This is a genomic window from Arthrobacter sp. MMS24-T111 (assembly GCF_054888995.1).
Map to the genome: position 1 here is coordinate 1,887,806 of NZ_JBTZRO010000001.1, position 15,401 is coordinate 1,903,206.

Annotated in this window: 14 protein-coding genes and 1 pseudogene; 14 read left to right on the top strand and 1 reads right to left on the bottom strand. The window is 66.2% G+C overall.

All coding sequences use genetic code 11. The features are described from left to right. Positions 1-126 precede the first annotated feature (126 nt). The 7 genes from ACX5I6_RS08785 (at position 127) to ACX5I6_RS08815 (ending at position 6,129) form a co-directional block, all read left to right on the top strand. Positions 127-801: a YesL family protein gene (locus ACX5I6_RS08785; protein WP_461840201.1), complete on the top strand. Its 675-nt coding sequence runs from the start codon at positions 127-129 to the stop codon at positions 799-801. Between the two features lie 106 nt (positions 802-907). Then, positions 908-2,437, top strand: coding sequence for an extracellular solute-binding protein (locus ACX5I6_RS08790; protein ID WP_461840202.1), 1,530 nt, complete (start codon positions 908-910; stop codon positions 2,435-2,437). Continuing rightward, on the top strand, positions 2,438-3,409 hold the full coding sequence (locus ACX5I6_RS08795) for an ABC transporter permease (protein ID WP_018761792.1): 972 nt from the start codon (positions 2,438-2,440) through the stop codon (positions 3,407-3,409). It begins immediately after the preceding gene. A gap of 2 nt (positions 3,410-3,411) precedes the next feature. Then, entirely contained in the window at positions 3,412-4,284 is an 873-nt protein-coding gene (locus ACX5I6_RS08800) for a carbohydrate ABC transporter permease (protein ID WP_285245144.1), read from the top strand. Between the two features lie 23 nt (positions 4,285-4,307). Continuing rightward, the gene (locus ACX5I6_RS08805; protein ID WP_461840203.1) at positions 4,308-5,018 is read left to right on the top strand and encodes a rhamnogalacturonan acetylesterase; all 711 of its coding nucleotides are present in this window, start codon (positions 4,308-4,310) and stop codon (positions 5,016-5,018) included. Beyond that, the gene (locus tag ACX5I6_RS08810; RefSeq protein WP_461840204.1) at positions 5,019-5,690 is read left to right on the top strand and encodes a DUF1961 family protein; all 672 of its coding nucleotides are present in this window, start codon (positions 5,019-5,021) and stop codon (positions 5,688-5,690) included. Between the two features lie 61 nt (positions 5,691-5,751). After that, positions 5,752-6,129 carry a DUF7793 family protein gene (locus ACX5I6_RS08815; protein WP_285247018.1) on the top strand — a complete coding sequence of 126 codons (378 nt, stop codon included), beginning with the start codon at positions 5,752-5,754 and terminating at the stop codon, positions 6,127-6,129. A gap of 12 nt (positions 6,130-6,141) precedes the next feature. Here the strand turns inward: ACX5I6_RS08815 and ACX5I6_RS08820 are convergent, their stop codons facing one another. Next, on the bottom strand, positions 6,142-7,164 hold the full coding sequence (locus ACX5I6_RS08820; RefSeq protein ID WP_285247019.1) for a LacI family DNA-binding transcriptional regulator: 1,023 nt from the start codon (positions 7,162-7,164) through the stop codon (positions 6,142-6,144). Positions 7,165-7,316: 152 nt separating this feature from the next. On the opposite strand from ACX5I6_RS08820, the gene ACX5I6_RS08825 reads away from it, so the two are divergent. From ACX5I6_RS08825 to ACX5I6_RS08855, 7 genes and pseudogenes are all read left to right on the top strand, one after another. Next, positions 7,317-7,661 (top strand): L-rhamnose mutarotase, encoded by a 345-nt coding sequence (locus ACX5I6_RS08825; RefSeq protein ID WP_285247020.1) that lies wholly within the window; start codon positions 7,317-7,319, stop codon positions 7,659-7,661. Positions 7,662-7,752: 91 nt separating this feature from the next. Beyond that, a complete protein-coding gene (gene rhaI / locus ACX5I6_RS08830) occupies positions 7,753-8,919 on the top strand; it encodes an L-rhamnose isomerase (protein WP_285247021.1) in 1,167 nt (388 codons plus the stop codon). 11 nt (positions 8,920-8,930) lie between these two features. After that, positions 8,931-10,973, top strand: coding sequence for a bifunctional aldolase/short-chain dehydrogenase (locus tag ACX5I6_RS08835; protein ID WP_461840205.1), 2,043 nt, complete (start codon positions 8,931-8,933; stop codon positions 10,971-10,973). Further along, entirely contained in the window at positions 10,970-12,445 is a 1,476-nt protein-coding gene (locus ACX5I6_RS08840; RefSeq protein WP_461840206.1) for a rhamnulokinase, read from the top strand. Before ACX5I6_RS08835 ends, ACX5I6_RS08840 begins: the two co-directional genes overlap by 4 nt. A 4-nt stretch (positions 12,446-12,449) precedes the next feature. Further along, positions 12,450-13,252, top strand: a pseudogene (locus tag ACX5I6_RS08845) ((Fe-S)-binding protein). Continuing rightward, positions 13,252-14,724 carry a LutB/LldF family L-lactate oxidation iron-sulfur protein gene (locus tag ACX5I6_RS08850; protein ID WP_461840207.1) on the top strand — a complete coding sequence of 491 codons (1,473 nt, stop codon included), beginning with the start codon at positions 13,252-13,254 and terminating at the stop codon, positions 14,722-14,724. Before ACX5I6_RS08845 ends, ACX5I6_RS08850 begins: the two are co-directional and overlap by 1 nt. Then, positions 14,721-15,350 (top strand): LutC/YkgG family protein, encoded by a 630-nt coding sequence (locus ACX5I6_RS08855; protein WP_461840208.1) that lies wholly within the window; start codon positions 14,721-14,723, stop codon positions 15,348-15,350. The genes ACX5I6_RS08850 and ACX5I6_RS08855 overlap by 4 nt, the downstream gene beginning before the upstream one ends. Positions 15,351-15,401: the final 51 nt, after the last annotated feature.

Below are 15,401 nucleotides of genomic sequence, written 5' to 3' on the forward strand. Positions count from 1 at the left end.
ATTCAAAATTTCACTTGACCGGGGTGCGGGCTGGGGTCTAGATTTTCGAGAAACCGATTACCAGCGTGATGCGGGACACTTTCCGCTTCGCCTCTGCAACGATGGAGAACAGAAGGGAGCCCAGCCATGCTGTCCGGGACCTTCAGTGCGCGTGCCTATTCATTTTTTGACACGCTCGCATGGATTGCGGGCCTGAACCTGCTGTGGATCGCGTTCACCCTGATGGGCGGCGGCATCCTTGGTGCCGGGCCGGCCACGGCCGCGGCGCACATCCTGGTGCGCAAGCGGGCCCGAGGGGAGGCGGCTCCGCTGGTGCGCGGATTTGCTGCCGGATACGCCAGGAATTTTGGCCGAGCGAACATTCTTGCGCTGCCGGTCATGGCCGTCTCCGTGGCTCTTGCCCTGAACTGGAACTACTTTTCGGCGGGGCGCGGGCTCTTCCCGCAGCTCATGGCGGCCGGCATCTTTGTTGCCGCAATCTTCCTGGCCGGCGCAGCGTGCTACGTGTTTCCCATGTATGCCCGCTACGAACTGCCGCTGGGGCAGTACCTGTTGACGTCGTCGCGCTTTGCCGTGCGGCATCTTGCGGGAACGGTCATCCTGCTGTTCGTCACCGCCGCCGCGGCGTACGCCAGCGCGGCGCTCCCGGGCCTGATTCCGTTCTTCAGTATCGGAGCCTGGCTCTTCCTGACCGGCTGGCTCTGCGACCGCTTCTTCACCGCCAATGACGAATCGGTAGCCGAAGTGCCGGCTGGGGAACCGGACGGCCGGGCCGCCCTGCAGGGAGCCTCCACCGCCTGACCGGGCTCCTCCCGGGTGCGGCTCCGCCATGGCCGGCCTCTAAATGAAACGTATCAATACTGGCCTCAAGGCCCAATGAACCCCAATGAAGTGGAATAGGAAAAATATGATCCGCAGGAAACTTTCCCTGGCCGCCGCCGTCGTCACCGCCGCGGCCCTGTCCCTCACGGCCTGCAGCGGAGGTGACGCTCCGGCCGCCGACCTCACCTCGGTGTCCATCATGGCGCCCTTCCTCGAGGCGCAGCCGCCCAGCGCGGACGGCGCAGTCCAAAAGAAGTTGGAGGAGATCACCGGCAAGCAGGTAAAGATCAACTGGGCTCCCAACGCCTCCTACGAGGACAAGACCAACATCACCCTGGCGGGATCGGACATCCCCCAAGTCATGGTGATCCAGGGAAAGAGCCCCGGGTTCGTCAAGAACGCCCAGGCCGGCGCCTTCTGGGACCTCACCGGCAAGCTGGACAAGTACCCCAACCTCAAGACCACCTACCCGGACATCCAGCAGAACGCCAGCGTCAACGGCAAGGTCTACGGCATCTTCCGCGGCCGCGCCCCGATGCGGACCGCGGTCATGTTCCGGCAGGACTGGCTGGACAAGCTGGGCCTGCAGCCGCCCAAGACCGTGGAGGACCTCTACAAGGTGGCCAAGGCGTTCACCGAGCAGGACCCGGACGGCAACGGCAAGAACGACACCTACGGCATCACGATTCCCAAATGGGGCGCGCTGGGAAGCAACAGCCCCTACGACGTCATCGAGGAATGGTTCGGGGCCGGCAACCGCTGGACCGAGCGGGACGGAAAGCTGGTACCCAGCTTCGAGACCGACGAGTTCCTCCAGGCAGACCGCTTCATCAAGAAGATGGTGGATGAGAAGCTCATCAACCCCGACTTCGCCACGTTCGACAGCACCAAATGGAATGAGCCGTTCTTCAACGGCAAGGGCGGCATCATCGTGGACGTCGATTCCCGGGTCAGCGTCCTCATCAACCTGTTCAAGCAGGCAGACCCCAACAACTTCCAGAACAAGGTGGGCTTCGTGGGCAACCTCGAAGGCCCCGACGGCAAGCTGCACGCCCATCCCACCGACGGCTACTCCGGCTTCCTGGCCGTCCCGAAAGCCAGTGTCCGGACGGAAGCCGAACTGGACAAGGTCCTGGAATTCCTGAACACCCTCAACGGCAAGGACGCCGGCATCCTCCTGAACAACGGCATTGAGGGCGTCAACTTCACGGTGGTGGACGGCAAGGCCGCTCCCGTCAAGCCGGAAACGGACGCCAGCAAGGCCGTCACCACGGACATCAAGAGCTACGCCCAGCTGGGCATGAACGTCGCCGGCAACCAGTTCTACCCGGTCAAGCAGGCCACCGACTACGAACAGCAGGTCTTCGACAAGCGCACGGACGTCATGGCTGAAGACCTCAAGAGCGCCGTCTACAACCCGGCAGCGCCTTACGTTTCCGCCACCTACGTGGCCAAGGGAGCCCAGCTGGACAACATCGTGGCCGACGCCCGGATCAAATACCTGGCCGGCCAGATCGATCAGCAGGGGCTGAAGGACGCCATCAAGCTGTGGGACACCAGCGGCGGCGACAAGGTCAAGGAAGAGATCAACAAGCTCTGGCAGGACAACAAGTAAATGGCAGCCCCCGTCGTCGAGGCTGAGGCACGGGCGGCCAACCGGCCGCCCGTGCGGGAACGGAAGAACGGCAGGTTCTCCGTCCATTTCGCGCACTACAAGTGGCTGTACCTGCTGCTGCTGCCCGGCGTGGTGTACTTCGCGGTGTTCCGGTACGCCCCCATGTACGGCGTATCCATCGCGTTCAAGGATTACGTCCCGTTTCTGGGGGTGAACGGCAGCCCCTGGGTGGGAGTGCAGAACTTCACGGATTTCTTTGCCAACCCGGACTTCCCGCGGCTGTTGGGCAACACCCTGATCCTGGCTTTCCTGAACCTGGGCATCGCGTTCCCGCTGACCATCGTCCTGGCCTTGCTGCTCAATGAGGTACGCCTGTCCGTGCTCAAGCGCACGGTCCAGACCCTCGTGTACATCCCGCACTTCCTGTCCTGGACCATCGTGGCGTCGTTGAGCTTCCTGCTGTTCGCCCTGGACATCGGCCCGCTGTTCCAGTTCCTGAACAACGTCATGGGCACGAACATCGATTTCCTGTCGGATCCGGCCTGGTTCCGGCCCCTGATCGTGCTGCAGGACATCTGGAAGAACACCGGCTGGGGCACCATCATCTTCCTGGCCGCCCTGGCCACGGTGGACCAGGACCAGTACGAGGCCGCCATCATCGACGGCGCCGGCCGGTTCCGCCGGGTCTGGCACATCACGCTTCCCGCGATCCGGTCCACCATCATCGTGATGCTGATCCTGGCCATCGGGCAGATGCTCAATACCGGCTTCGAACAGATCTACCTGATGACCAACGCCCTCAACCGCGAGGTGGCGGACGTCTTTGACACCTACGTCTACTTCGTGGGCATCACCCAGGGCGCCTACAGCTACTCCACGGCGGTGGGCCTGTTCAAATCCCTGGTAGGCATCGTGCTGATCTTCGGCACCAACTGGCTGGCCAAACGATTCAACCAGAGCGGACTGTTCTAGCCATGAAAATCCACAACACCCGCGGCGGCCGGGTTTTCGACGCCGTCAACTACGTGTTCCTCGCCCTGATCGGCATCATCACCCTGCTGCCGTTCGTCTACGTCTTCGCCGGGTCCTTCGCCACCGAAGCGGAGATCACCCGCCGGGCGTTCTTCGTCTGGCCTGAGCAGTTCACCCTGGGCTCCTACGAGTACATCTTCGCCACCCCCGCGTTCACCCGCGCCCTGGTCACCACCATCCTGGTCACCGCCGTGGGCACCCTGGTCCAGCTGGCCTTCACCGTGACCATGGCCTACCCGCTGGCCAAGAAGAGCCTGCGCGGCAGGAACGTCATCCTGTCGCTGGTGGTCTTCGCCATGGTCTTCTCCGGCGGCATGATCCCCACTTTCCTGCTGGTCAAGGACCTGGGCCTGCTGAACTCGTACTGGGCCCTGATCCTGCCGGCAGCCATCAACCCCTTCAGCCTGATCATCATCAAGAACTTCTTCCAGGAACTCCCTGCGGAGCTGGAAGAGTCGGCCAAGATGGACGGCGCCACCGAAATCGGGATCCTCTGGCGGATCCTGCTGCCGCTGTCCAAGCCAGTACTCGCAACGTTCGCGCTCTTTTACGCCGTGGGGATCTGGAACGACTTCATGTCCCCGCTGCTGTACCTGAGCGACAACTCCAAGTGGACGCTGCAAATGTACCTGCGGCAGGTCACCGCCGCCTCGGACCTCCTGGGCACCGGCAACGTGGACCCCAACTACATCCCGCCGGAACAGGGCATCAAGTTTGCGGTGATCGTGGTGGCCACCCTGCCCATCCTGATCTTCTATCCGTTCCTGCAAAAGCACTTCGCCAAGGGCATGCTCATCGGCTCCGTCAAGGGCTGACCCCGTACTGGAGGAAGCACACCATGAAAATCCTGCTGGCCGGCGACTCCACGGTCGCCGATTGCCCCACCCAAGAGTTCCCCATGAGCGGTTGGGGAGCGCAGCTTCCGCCGCATACCTACCGGTGGGGCTCGGTGCACAACTTCGCCAAAGGCGGGGCAAGCACGGAGTCCTTCCGCGACGAGGGACTCTGGGCGGACCTGCTGGCCGAGGCCGGGCCCGGCGACGCGGTGCTCATCCAGTTCGGCCACAACGACCAGAAGAAGCAGCACCTCGCTGCCCGAACCGGATACGCGGCCAACCTGCGCACCATGGTGGACGAGGTGCGCGGGGCCGGCGCCGCGCCGGTCTTGTGCACCTCGGTGGAGCGGCGGCACTTCCTCGACGCCCGGCACCAGGGCGACGGTCCGGCGTCGGACGCTGTCCTGGAGGCAAGCCTGGAGGACTACCCCGAGGTGGTCCGCGAACTCGGCCTGGAACTGGGGGTGCCGGTGGTGGACCTGAACGCCTGGACCCGGGACCTGTACCTGCGGCTGGGGCGCGACAGATCGCGGAACCTCTTCTGCCACTTCGCGCCGGGTGAGCACGCCCGCTGGCCAGGCGGCCTGGCGGACAACACCCACTTTTCGCAGCAGGGTGCCATGCTGGTGGCCGGGGAGGTGGCCCGGCAGCTTGGCCGGCTGGGATACGGAGTGCTGGAACCGGCATTGGGTACGACGTCGGGACAGGGCTAGGTGGGCGCCGCGAGCTTGGAAGCGGGCGTCCTCTACAGCAACCCGCTGGCAGGACCGGACGATGTCGCCGGCTGGGTGGCGGAAGGGCCACTGGGCCTCGGCAGCCACAACGGCGCCCTGGAGCTGTCCGGCACCCTGGACGACGGCGAATTCGGCGACCATGCGCACTGGACCTTCTGGTGCCCCGAGGAATTTCCGGACGGCATCCGCATCAGCTGGGACTTCCTGCCGCTCGCCGAACCGGGCCTGGCCATGCTGTTCTTCGCGGCCGCCGGACAGGGCGGCCTGGACCTCTTCAGCCCTGCGCTCGCGCCCCGGACCGGGTACTACCCGCAGTACCACTCAGGGGACATCGATGCACTGCACGTCTCCTACTTCCGGCACAAACACCAGTCCGAGCGCGCCTTCCGCACCTGCAACCTCCGCAAGAGTGCCGGCTTCGAACTGGTGGCCCAGGGTGCGGATCCGCTGCCGCCCACGGAAGACGCCGCCGGCTTCTACCGGCTCGAAGTAGTGAAAGAAGGGCCACAGGTGGAGTTCGCCATCAACGGTTTGGGGCTCTTTCGGTGGCACGATCCGTCGGACAAAGTGTTGGGCGGCGGCCGGATCGGATTCCGCCAGATGGCACCACTCCGCGCCGCGTACCGCAACCTGGTGGTGGAGAAGGTTTAGGCCGCTTCCGCACTGGGGCAAGATAGGAGGCGTACATCTGCCCACTGAAGGGAGGCGGGACATGGAACCCGTATTGGTCGACGGCGGCAAGGGCACCGTGGAGCTGGGCCCGGACGGCATTCTCCATCTCATTTGGGAACCCAAGGTTCGGATCGAAATCCATGATGCGCAGGCGGCCATGGCCGCGGTCAACGACATCGCCGGCGACGGCAGCTACCCCATGCTGGTGGACATGGCCACCACGGAGTCTGTCAGCCGGGAGGCCCGCGGAGTGTTCTCCATCCCGTGCGCGGCCAACCGCATCGCCCTGCTCGGGGCCAGCCCGGTGGACCGGATTATCGCCAACTTTTTCCTGGGCGTGCACATTCCGCCGTGCCCCACGCGCTTCTTCACGTCCCGGTCAGAGTCCATGAAATGGCTGCTGCAGCCGGACAAGTAGCGGACCCGCGGCTCAGCCGGCTGCCGGCGCCGCCGTGCTCTGCCGGACCACCAGCTCGGGCGTGAACACTACCGCCCGGTGGACGGGGTTTTGGGATTCCACTTCTTCGGACAACAGCTCGATGGCGGTCCGCCCCAGCAGCTCCGTGGGCTGGCGGATGGAGGAGAGGGGGACCACGGCGGAAACCGCAAAATCGATGTCGTCGTAACCGATCAATGCCACATCCTCCGGGATGCGGAAGGTGTGCGTCATGGTGAGGGACTGCATGACGCCCAGGGCCAGGAGGTCGTTGGCGCAGAAAATCCCGTCCGGCAGCTCCGCGCGGCCCCGCTGCACCAGCATGTCGCCCACGCTTCGGCCGGCAAGGACCGTCTGGCCCTCCGAGTCCAGCACCTCCAAGGTGGCGTCCGGTTCCTCCTTGACGGCCCGGCGGGCCCCCTCGAGGCGGTCCGCCACCTGGCGGATGGAGGTGGGGCCACCCACGAAGGCCAGCTGGCGGCGGCCGGTGTCCAGCAGGTGCCGGGCTGCGAGGTAGCCGCCGGCGTCGTCATCCACTGCCACGGAGCTGAACTTGGATTCGTCCGCCAGGCGGTCCACCAGGACGGTGGGGACGCCGCGCTCGCGGAGGAGGTCCAACCGGTCCGTGACATCGCCTACGGGGGAAATCAGCAGGCCCTGAACGCGCTGCTCCTGGAAGAGGTCGATGTAATTCGCTTCGCGGCCGGCGTCGTGGCCGCTGTCCCCGAGCAGCACTGCACTGCCCTGCAGGGCCGCCGCGTCCTCCGCGGAGCGGACCACGGAGGTGAAGAAGGGGTTGCCCACGTCCAGGACAATGAGGCCGATGGTGCGGCTGTGGCCAACCCGGAGCTGGCGGGCGGCATCATTGCGGACGAAGCCCAGCTCGTCGATGGCCCGCAGGACCCGTTCCTTGGTCCGCTCCGATACCCGGTCCGGGTAATTCAGGACGTTCGAGACCGTTCCCACGGCCACGCTCGCGTGGGTGGCGACGTCCTTGATACTTGCTGTCCGGTTCATCGAATCTCCGTGCTGGTCTGTCCGCGGCCGGGTGTCCCGCGCGGGCGATCAAAAGTTCTTTGCCATTGCTTGACACCTGCTCAGGTTCAACTGTACTTTGAATCGTAACAATGAAACGATTCAAAAGATCGCGAGTTTGAACAGGAGAACCAATGAGGGTCTGTTTCCGTTCCTCGGTCCAGCCGGCGCTCATCGACGAATACCGGCGCCGGCACGCGGCGGTATGGCCGGAGATGCTGACCGCCCTCAAAGAAGCAGGCTGGCACAACTATTCGCTGTTCCTGGGGGAGGACGGGCTCCTGGTGGGGTACGTGGAATGTGACGACTTCGACGCCGTCCGCGCCCGGATGGCCCTGACGGACGTCAACACCAGGTGGCAGGCAGAAATGGCGACACTTTTTGAAGACTCCGGCCAGGCGCCCGATGAAGGGTTCCGCGTGCTGGAGGAAGTCTTCAACCTCGACAGCCAGTTGGCAGCCGGCGCATCCGCGGGCTGACCGCCCGCGCGCACAACTCCCGCACCGACAGCAACAGGGCTCCAGCAGCGGGGCACCACAACCACACGAACCACACACCGGAAAGAACATCATGAACGACGTAGCAACGGCGCTGGGCAGGCTCGAGGAGCTTGCCATCGAGGTCCCCTCGTGGGCTTATGGAAATTCAGGCACGCGGTTCAAGGTGTTCGGTACGCCCGGCACGCCGCGCACGGTCCAGGAAAAGCTGGCCGATGCCGCCAAGGTCCACGAACTGACCGGGCTGGCCCCCACCGTGGCCCTGCACATCCCGTGGGACAAGGTGGACGATTACGCCGCCCTGAAGGATTACGCCGCCGGCCTGGGGGTGGGGCTGGGCACCATCAACTCCAATACCTTCCAGGATGACGAGTACAAGTTCGGTTCCCTGACCTCCTCCAACGGATCGGTGCGCCGCCGCGCCATCGATCATCACCTGGACTGCATCCAGATCATGCACGCCACTGGCTCACGCGACCTGAAGATCTGGTTGGCTGACGGCACCAACTACCCGGGCCAGGACGATATCCGCGGCCGGCAGGACCGGCTGGCCGAATCCCTGCAGGAGATCTACGCCGCCTTGGGCGATGAACAGCGGCTGGTGCTGGAGTACAAGTTCTTTGAACCGGCGTTCTACCACACCGACGTTCCGGACTGGGGCACGTCCTACGCCCAGACCCTGGCCCTTGGCGAGAAGGCGTTCGTCTGCCTGGACACCGGCCACCACGCCCCGGGCACCAACATCGAGTTCATCGTGATGCAGCTGCTCCGCCTGGGCAAGCTGGGGTCCTTCGACTTCAACTCGCGCTTCTACGCCGACGACGACCTGATTGTGGGCGCCGCCGATCCGTTCCAGCTTTTCCGCATCATGCACGAGGTGATCCGCGGCGGCGGTTTCGGGAAAGAGGCCGGCGTCGCCCTCATGCTGGACCAGTGCCACAACCTGGAGGAGAAGATCCCGGGACAGATCCGCTCGGTCCTGAACGTCCAGGAGATGACGGCCCGCGCCCTGCTGGTGGACACCACCGCCCTGGGCGAGGCACAGCGCGCCGGGGACGTGCTGGCCGCGAACGGCATCTTCAATGATGCGTTCTACACCGACGTCCGGCCCATCCTGGCCGAATGGCGTGAATCCCGCGGCCTGCCCGCGGACCCGATCGCTGCCTACAAGGCCAGCGGCTACCAGAAACAGATCAACGAGGACCGCGCAGGCGGCCAGCAAGCCGGATGGGGCGCATAAAGGGCATGAACATGCAGAACGCAGCCAAGACTGTCGAAGACCTGATTTCCCGTTCCAACCGCCTGGGTGCGGACAAGCGGAACACCAACTTTGCCGGCGGCAACACCTCCGCCAAGGGCATCGAGAAGGACCCGGTGACGGGTGAGGATGTCCAGCTGTTGTGGGTGAAGGGGTCCGGTGGGGACCTGGGCACGCTGAAGGCACAAAACCTGGCCGTGCTCCGGCTGGACCGGTTGACCGCCCTGAAGAACGTGTACCCGGGCGTTGAGCGTGAAGACGAGATGGTGGCGGCTTTCGATTACTGCCTGCACGGCAAGGGCGGCGCCGCGCCGTCGATCGACACGGCGATGCATGGCCTGGTGGACGCCGCGCATGTGGACCACCTGCACCCGGACTCCGGCATCGCCATCGCCACCGCCGTTGACGGGGAAGCGCTGACCAGCAAGATCTTCGGCAACAAAGTGGTCTGGGTTCCCTGGCGCCGCCCCGGATTCCAGCTGGGCCTGGACATCGCGGCCATCAAGGACGCCAACCCGCAGGCCATCGGCACCATCCTGGGCGGCCACGGCATCACCGCCTGGGGCGCAACCAGCGAAGAAGCGGAAGCCAATTCCCTGTGGATCATCGAACAGGCCGAAAAGTACATCGCAGAGAACGGCACGGCCGAGCCCTTCGGCGCCAAGCTGCCCGGATATGCAGCCTTGCCGGAAGCCGAGCGCCGCGCCAAAGCCGCAGCCCTGGCACCGGTGATACGCGGCCTGGCCTCCACGGACAAGCCGCAGCTGGGGCACTTCAGTGACGACGCCGTCGTCCTGGACTTCCTCGAAGCGGCCGAGCACCCGCGCCTGGGCGCCCTGGGCACCTCCTGCCCGGACCACTTCCTGCGCACCAAGGTCAAGCCGCTGATCCTGGACCTTCCGGCCGATGCCTCGATCGAGGATTCGATTGCCCGGCTTCAGGAACTCCACGCCGACTACCGGGAGGACTACCAGGCCTACTACGACCGCCACGCCGATGCCGATTCGCCGGCGCTGCGGGGCGCCGACCCGGCCATCGTGCTGGTGCCCGGCGTGGGCATGTTCTCCTTCGGTGCCAACAAGCAGACCGCCCGGGTTGCCGGCGAGTTCTACATCAACGCCATCAACGTCATGCGCGGCGCCGAGGCCATCTCCACCTACGCGCCGATCGAGGAATCCGAGAAGTTCCGGATCGAATACTGGGCGCTGGAGGAAGCCAAGCTGGCCCGGATGCCCAAGCCCAAGTCGCACGCCACCCGCATCGCACTGGTCACCGGCGCGGCATCCGGGATCGGCAAGGCCATCGCCACCCGCCTCGCCGCGGAAGGCGCGTGCGTGGTCATCGCCGACCTCAACCTCGAGAACGCGCAGAAGGTGGCCGAGGAACTCGGCGGTTCCGACGTCGCCGTCGGCGTCCAGGCCGACGTCACCGACGAAGCCCAGGTCGCCGCGGCGATCGATGCCGCCGTGCTGGCCTTCGGCGGCGTGGACCTGGTGGTCAACAACGCCGGACTGTCCATCTCCAAGCCGCTGCTGGAAACCACCGAAAAGGACTGGGACCTGCAGCACAACGTCATGGCCAAGGGCTCCTTCCTGGTGGCCAAGGCCGCGGCCAGGGTGATGATCGCCCAGGGCCTGGGCGGGGACATCATCTACATCTCCTCCAAGAACTCCGTCTTCGCCGGCCCCAACAACATCGCCTACTCCGCCACCAAGGCAGACCAGGCCCACCAGGTCCGGCTCCTCGCGGCCGAACTGGGCGAGCACGGCATCCGCGTCAACGGCATCAACCCCGACGGCGTGGTCCGCGGCTCCGGAATCTTCGCCGGCGGCTGGGGCGCCAAGCGCGCAGCGGTCTATGGCGTTGACGAGGAGAAACTGGGCGAGTACTACGCCCAGCGCACCCTGCTCAAGCGCGAAGTCCTGCCTGAGCACGTGGCCAACGCGGCCGCCGTCCTCACCAGCAACGAACTGTCCCACACCACCGGCCTGCACATCCCCGTGGACGCCGGAGTGGCCGCAGCCTTCCTCCGATGAGCACGCACGTTCCAAGCATTGACGGCGCCGGCGTCTTCGCCGCCGTGGACATCGGTGCCTCGTCCGGCCGGGTCATGCTGGGCCGCGTGACTGCCGGTGCCGGGGTGTCGCTGGAGACCGTCCACCGCTTCCCCAACGGAGTGGCGGAGATCGACGGCGGCCTCCGCTGGGACTTCGACGCGTTGTTCGCCGAAGTCCTTGCCGGCCTTCGGGCCGCAGCCACTGTGGCCTCGGCGCAGGGCGAAACCATTGCCAGCATCGGCATTGACACCTGGGCCGTGGACTACGGCCTGGTGACCAAGGCCGGCCGGCTGGTGGCGCAACCGTTCAGTTACCGCGACGACCGCAGCCGGGCCGCCGTGGCGCCGGTCCACGCCAAGCTGGACCCCGCGCGCCTCTACGCCACCACGGGGCTGCAGTTCCTGCAGTTCAACACCATCTACCAATTGGCCGCGGAACAGGACCTCGACGGGCTGCAGGCCCTGCTGATCCCGGACCTGATCGCCTTCCTGCTCACGGGCGTCCGCCGGACGGAAGCCACGAATGCCTCCACCACCGGGCTCTTCGACGCCGTGGCAGGGGAGTGGGCCACCGAGTTCTTCGCTCCCCTGGGCCTGCGGAAGGACCTGTTCCCGCCGCTGGTCCAGCCCGGTGAAACCATCGGCACGCTGCTGCCGGAGACCGCCGCTGCGGTAGGGCTTCCCCGGGACACGAAGGTGGTGGCCGTCGGCTCGCACGACACGGCCTCCGCCGTCGCCGCTGTCCCTGCGCAAGAAGAGAACTTTGCCTACATTTCCTCCGGCACGTGGTCGCTGGTGGGACTGGAACTGAAGCATCCGGTCCTCACCGAGGCCAGCCGGGAAGCCAACTTCACCAATGAACGCGGGGTGGACGGCACCATCCGGTACCTGCGCAACATGGGCGGGCTCTGGCTGCTCAGCGAATGCCAGCGGACCTGGGCCTTGGAGGGCTTCCGGCCGGAACTGACCGCCCTGCTCACGGCAGCCGCGGCCCTTCCTGCCGGTGGCCCGCAAGTGAACGCCGATGATCCCTACTTCATCGCCCCCGACAACATGCCCGAGCGCATCCGGGCGGCGGTCCGGCGCACCGGTGAGGTCCTGCCCGACGATCCCGCGGCGATCACCCGCTGCATCATGGACAGCCTCGCCAGTGGTTACGCCCGGACCGTCACGGCTGCCGAACGCCTGGCCGGCCGTGCCGTGGATGTGGTCCATGTGGTGGGCGGAGGCTCGCAGAACACCCTGCTCTGCCAGCTCACCGCCAACGCCACCGGACGTCCCGTCATCGCCGGCCCCGTGGAAGCCACTGCCCTGGGCAACGTGCTCGTACAGGCCCGCGCGGCCGGTGCAGCCGTGGGCGGGCTGCCGCAACTGCGCGAAATCATCGCGACGGGAACGAGCCTTCGCCGCTACGAACCCGCGTACCTGCCCGTGAACGCCGCCAGGAATTGAACCCATGAAGATCGCACTTTTCGCCACCTGCATCGTGGACGCCATGTATCCACGCGCCGCCCAAGCCACGGTGGCGGTCCTCGAACGCCTGGGCCATGAGGTGGTGTTTCCCCGGGGCAGGCATGCTGCGGGCAGATGCACGTCAACAGCGGCTACCTCAAGGAGGCCCTTCCCGTGGTGGCCAACCACGTGCGGGCCTTCGAATCCGAAGACTACGACGTCGCCGTGGCGCCGTCCGGTTCCTGCGTCGCGTCGGTGAAGCACCAGCACCCCATGGTGGCCCGGCACGCGGGGGACACCGCGCTGGAAGAGCGGGCTGACGCCGTCGGAAAGAAGACCTACGAACTCTCAGAACTCCTGGTGGACGTCCTGGGCGTCACCAACCCGGCGGCGCAGCTGGGCTCCTACTTCCCGCACACCGTGACCTACCACCCGTCCTGCCACGGCATGCGGCTGCTCAAGCTGGGTGACCGGCAGGCCGGGCTGCTGCGCGGCGTCAAGGGCCTGGAACTGGTGGACCTGCCGGAAGCGGACCAGTGCTGCGGCTTCGGCGGCACTTTCGCCGTGAAGAATGCAGACGTCTCATCCGCGATGCTGGCGGACAAAACAGCGAACATCCGCAGCACCGGTGCGTCTGTGTGCGCCGGCGGCGACTACTCCTGCCTCATGCACATCGGCGGCGGCCTCTCCCGGCAGGACTCAAGTGTGGCTACCCTCCACCTGGCGGAGATCCTTGCCAGTACCGAAACAGAACCGGTCGCAGTCCCCGGGCCCGCCGGACAAACCGTCAAGGTGGTGGCCAAATAATGTCCCGCACCCCGATCGGCATGCCCGGCCTGCGCCCTGGCATCGGCAACCTGTTCGCCGAAGAGAAGTTTCCTTCCGCTGCCCGCCGCGAGCTCGGCAACAGCCAGCTGCGGAAGAACCTGAAGCACGCCACGTCCACCATCCGCGCCAAGCGCCTGGCCGTGACCGGTGAGCTGCCGGACTGGGAAGAACTGCGGGAGGCGGGCAGTGCCTTGAAGACCTCCGTCATGGCCCGGCTGCCGGAACTCCTGGAGGCCTTCGAAGCGAACGTCACCGCCCGCGGCGGAACGGTCCACTGGGCCCGCGACGCCGACGAGGCCAACGCGATCATCCACGGGCTGGTCACCGCCGAAGGCGTGGATGAGGTGGTCAAGGTCAAATCCATGGCCACCCAGGAAATCGGCATGAACGAGTACCTGGAAGAGCGCGGCATCTCGGCGTTCGAGACCGACCTCGCCGAGCTCATCGTCCAGCTGGGCCACGACAAGCCCAGCCACATCCTGGTCCCCGCGATCCACAAGAACCGCACCGAGGTCCGCGACATCTTCCTCCAGGAAATGCCCGGCGTCGATCCCGGCCTCACGGACGAACCCCGCCGGCTGGCCATGGCCGCCCGCGCCCACCTGCGGGCCAAGTTCCTCACCGCGAAGGTGGCAGTCTCCGGCGCCAACTTCGGCATCGCCGACTCCGGCACGCTGGGTGTGGTGGAGTCGGAGGGCAACGGCCGGATGTGCCTGACCCTCCCCGAAACCCTGATCACGGTGATGGGCATCGAGAAGCTGCTCCCCACGTTCTCCGACCTGGAAGTCTTCCTCCAGCTCCTGCCGCGCTCCTCCACCGGCGAGCGGATGAACCCGTACACCTCGCTGTGGACCGGCGTGACCGAGGGTGACGGTCCGTCGAACTTCCATGTGATCCTGCTCGACAACGGCCGCACCAACGCCCTTGCCGACAAGATGGGACGCTCGGCGCTCCACTGCATCCGCTGCAGCGCCTGCATCAACGTCTGCCCGGTCTACGAGCGGGCAGGCGGCCACGCCTACGGCTCCACGTACCCTGGCCCCATCGGCGCCATCCTGTCGCCGCTGATGACCGGCATCGAGGCGGAAGAGAACGGCTCGTTGCCGTATGCGTCCTCGCTCTGCGGCGCCTGCTACGACGCCTGTCCGGTGAAGATCAACATCCCGGACATCCTGGTCCACCTGCGCGGCAAGGATGTGGACGCCCACCGCGGCGGCCTGCCGTCCCAGATGGACGTGGGACTCAAGGCCGCCTCCTGGGCGCTCTCCGACGGACGCCGCCTGGCCGCCGTGGAAAAGCTCCTGCCCCTGGGCCGGGCCGCCGCCGGACGGGGCAAGAAGATCAAGAAGCTGCCCGGCCTCGCCGCCGGCTGGACCCAAAGCCGGGACATCCCGGCGCCCCCTGCGCAGTCCTTCCGTGACTGGTGGGCCAAGGAGCACAAGACGCCATGAGCACCCGGGAACATATCCTTGCGGCCGTCCGCACCGCACTCAAGGACGCCCCCGCCGTCCCGGACATCCCCCGGAAGTACCGGCTGGACGGGGAGGCCGACGCGCAGCAGCGCATCGACGTCCTGGTGGACCGGCTGGAGGACTGCAAGGCCGGAGTCACCGTGGTGGACGAAGACGCAGTCCCCGCCACCATCCGGGACCTCCTCGCCGGGGCCGGCACCTACGTGGTACCGGCCGGCCTGGACCCGGCCTGGCTGGCCTGGGAGACAGACACCACCAGGATCAGGTACGACGGCGGCGGCCACGGAGCGAGGTCCGTCACCGAGCTCGACACAACAGACGCTGTCGTGACTGCCAGCGCGGTGACCGTGGCGGAATCCGGGACCATCATCCTGGACGGCAGTCCGGACCAGGGCCGCCGCGCCATCTCGCTCATCCCGGACCACCACGTCTGCGTGGTGCGCAGCCGGGACGTCACCGCGATCCTACCCGAAGCCCTCCGCCGCCTGGACGGAAACAGGCCCCTCACCATGATCAGCGGACCGAGCGCAACCTCGGACATCGAGCTTGAACGCGTCGAAGGCGTCCACGGGCCCCGGCGGCTGGATGTCGTCATCATCCGGTGAAGCTGAAGTAGGCTGCAACCAGGCCGCCAACCACCCCTGACAGAACGGACA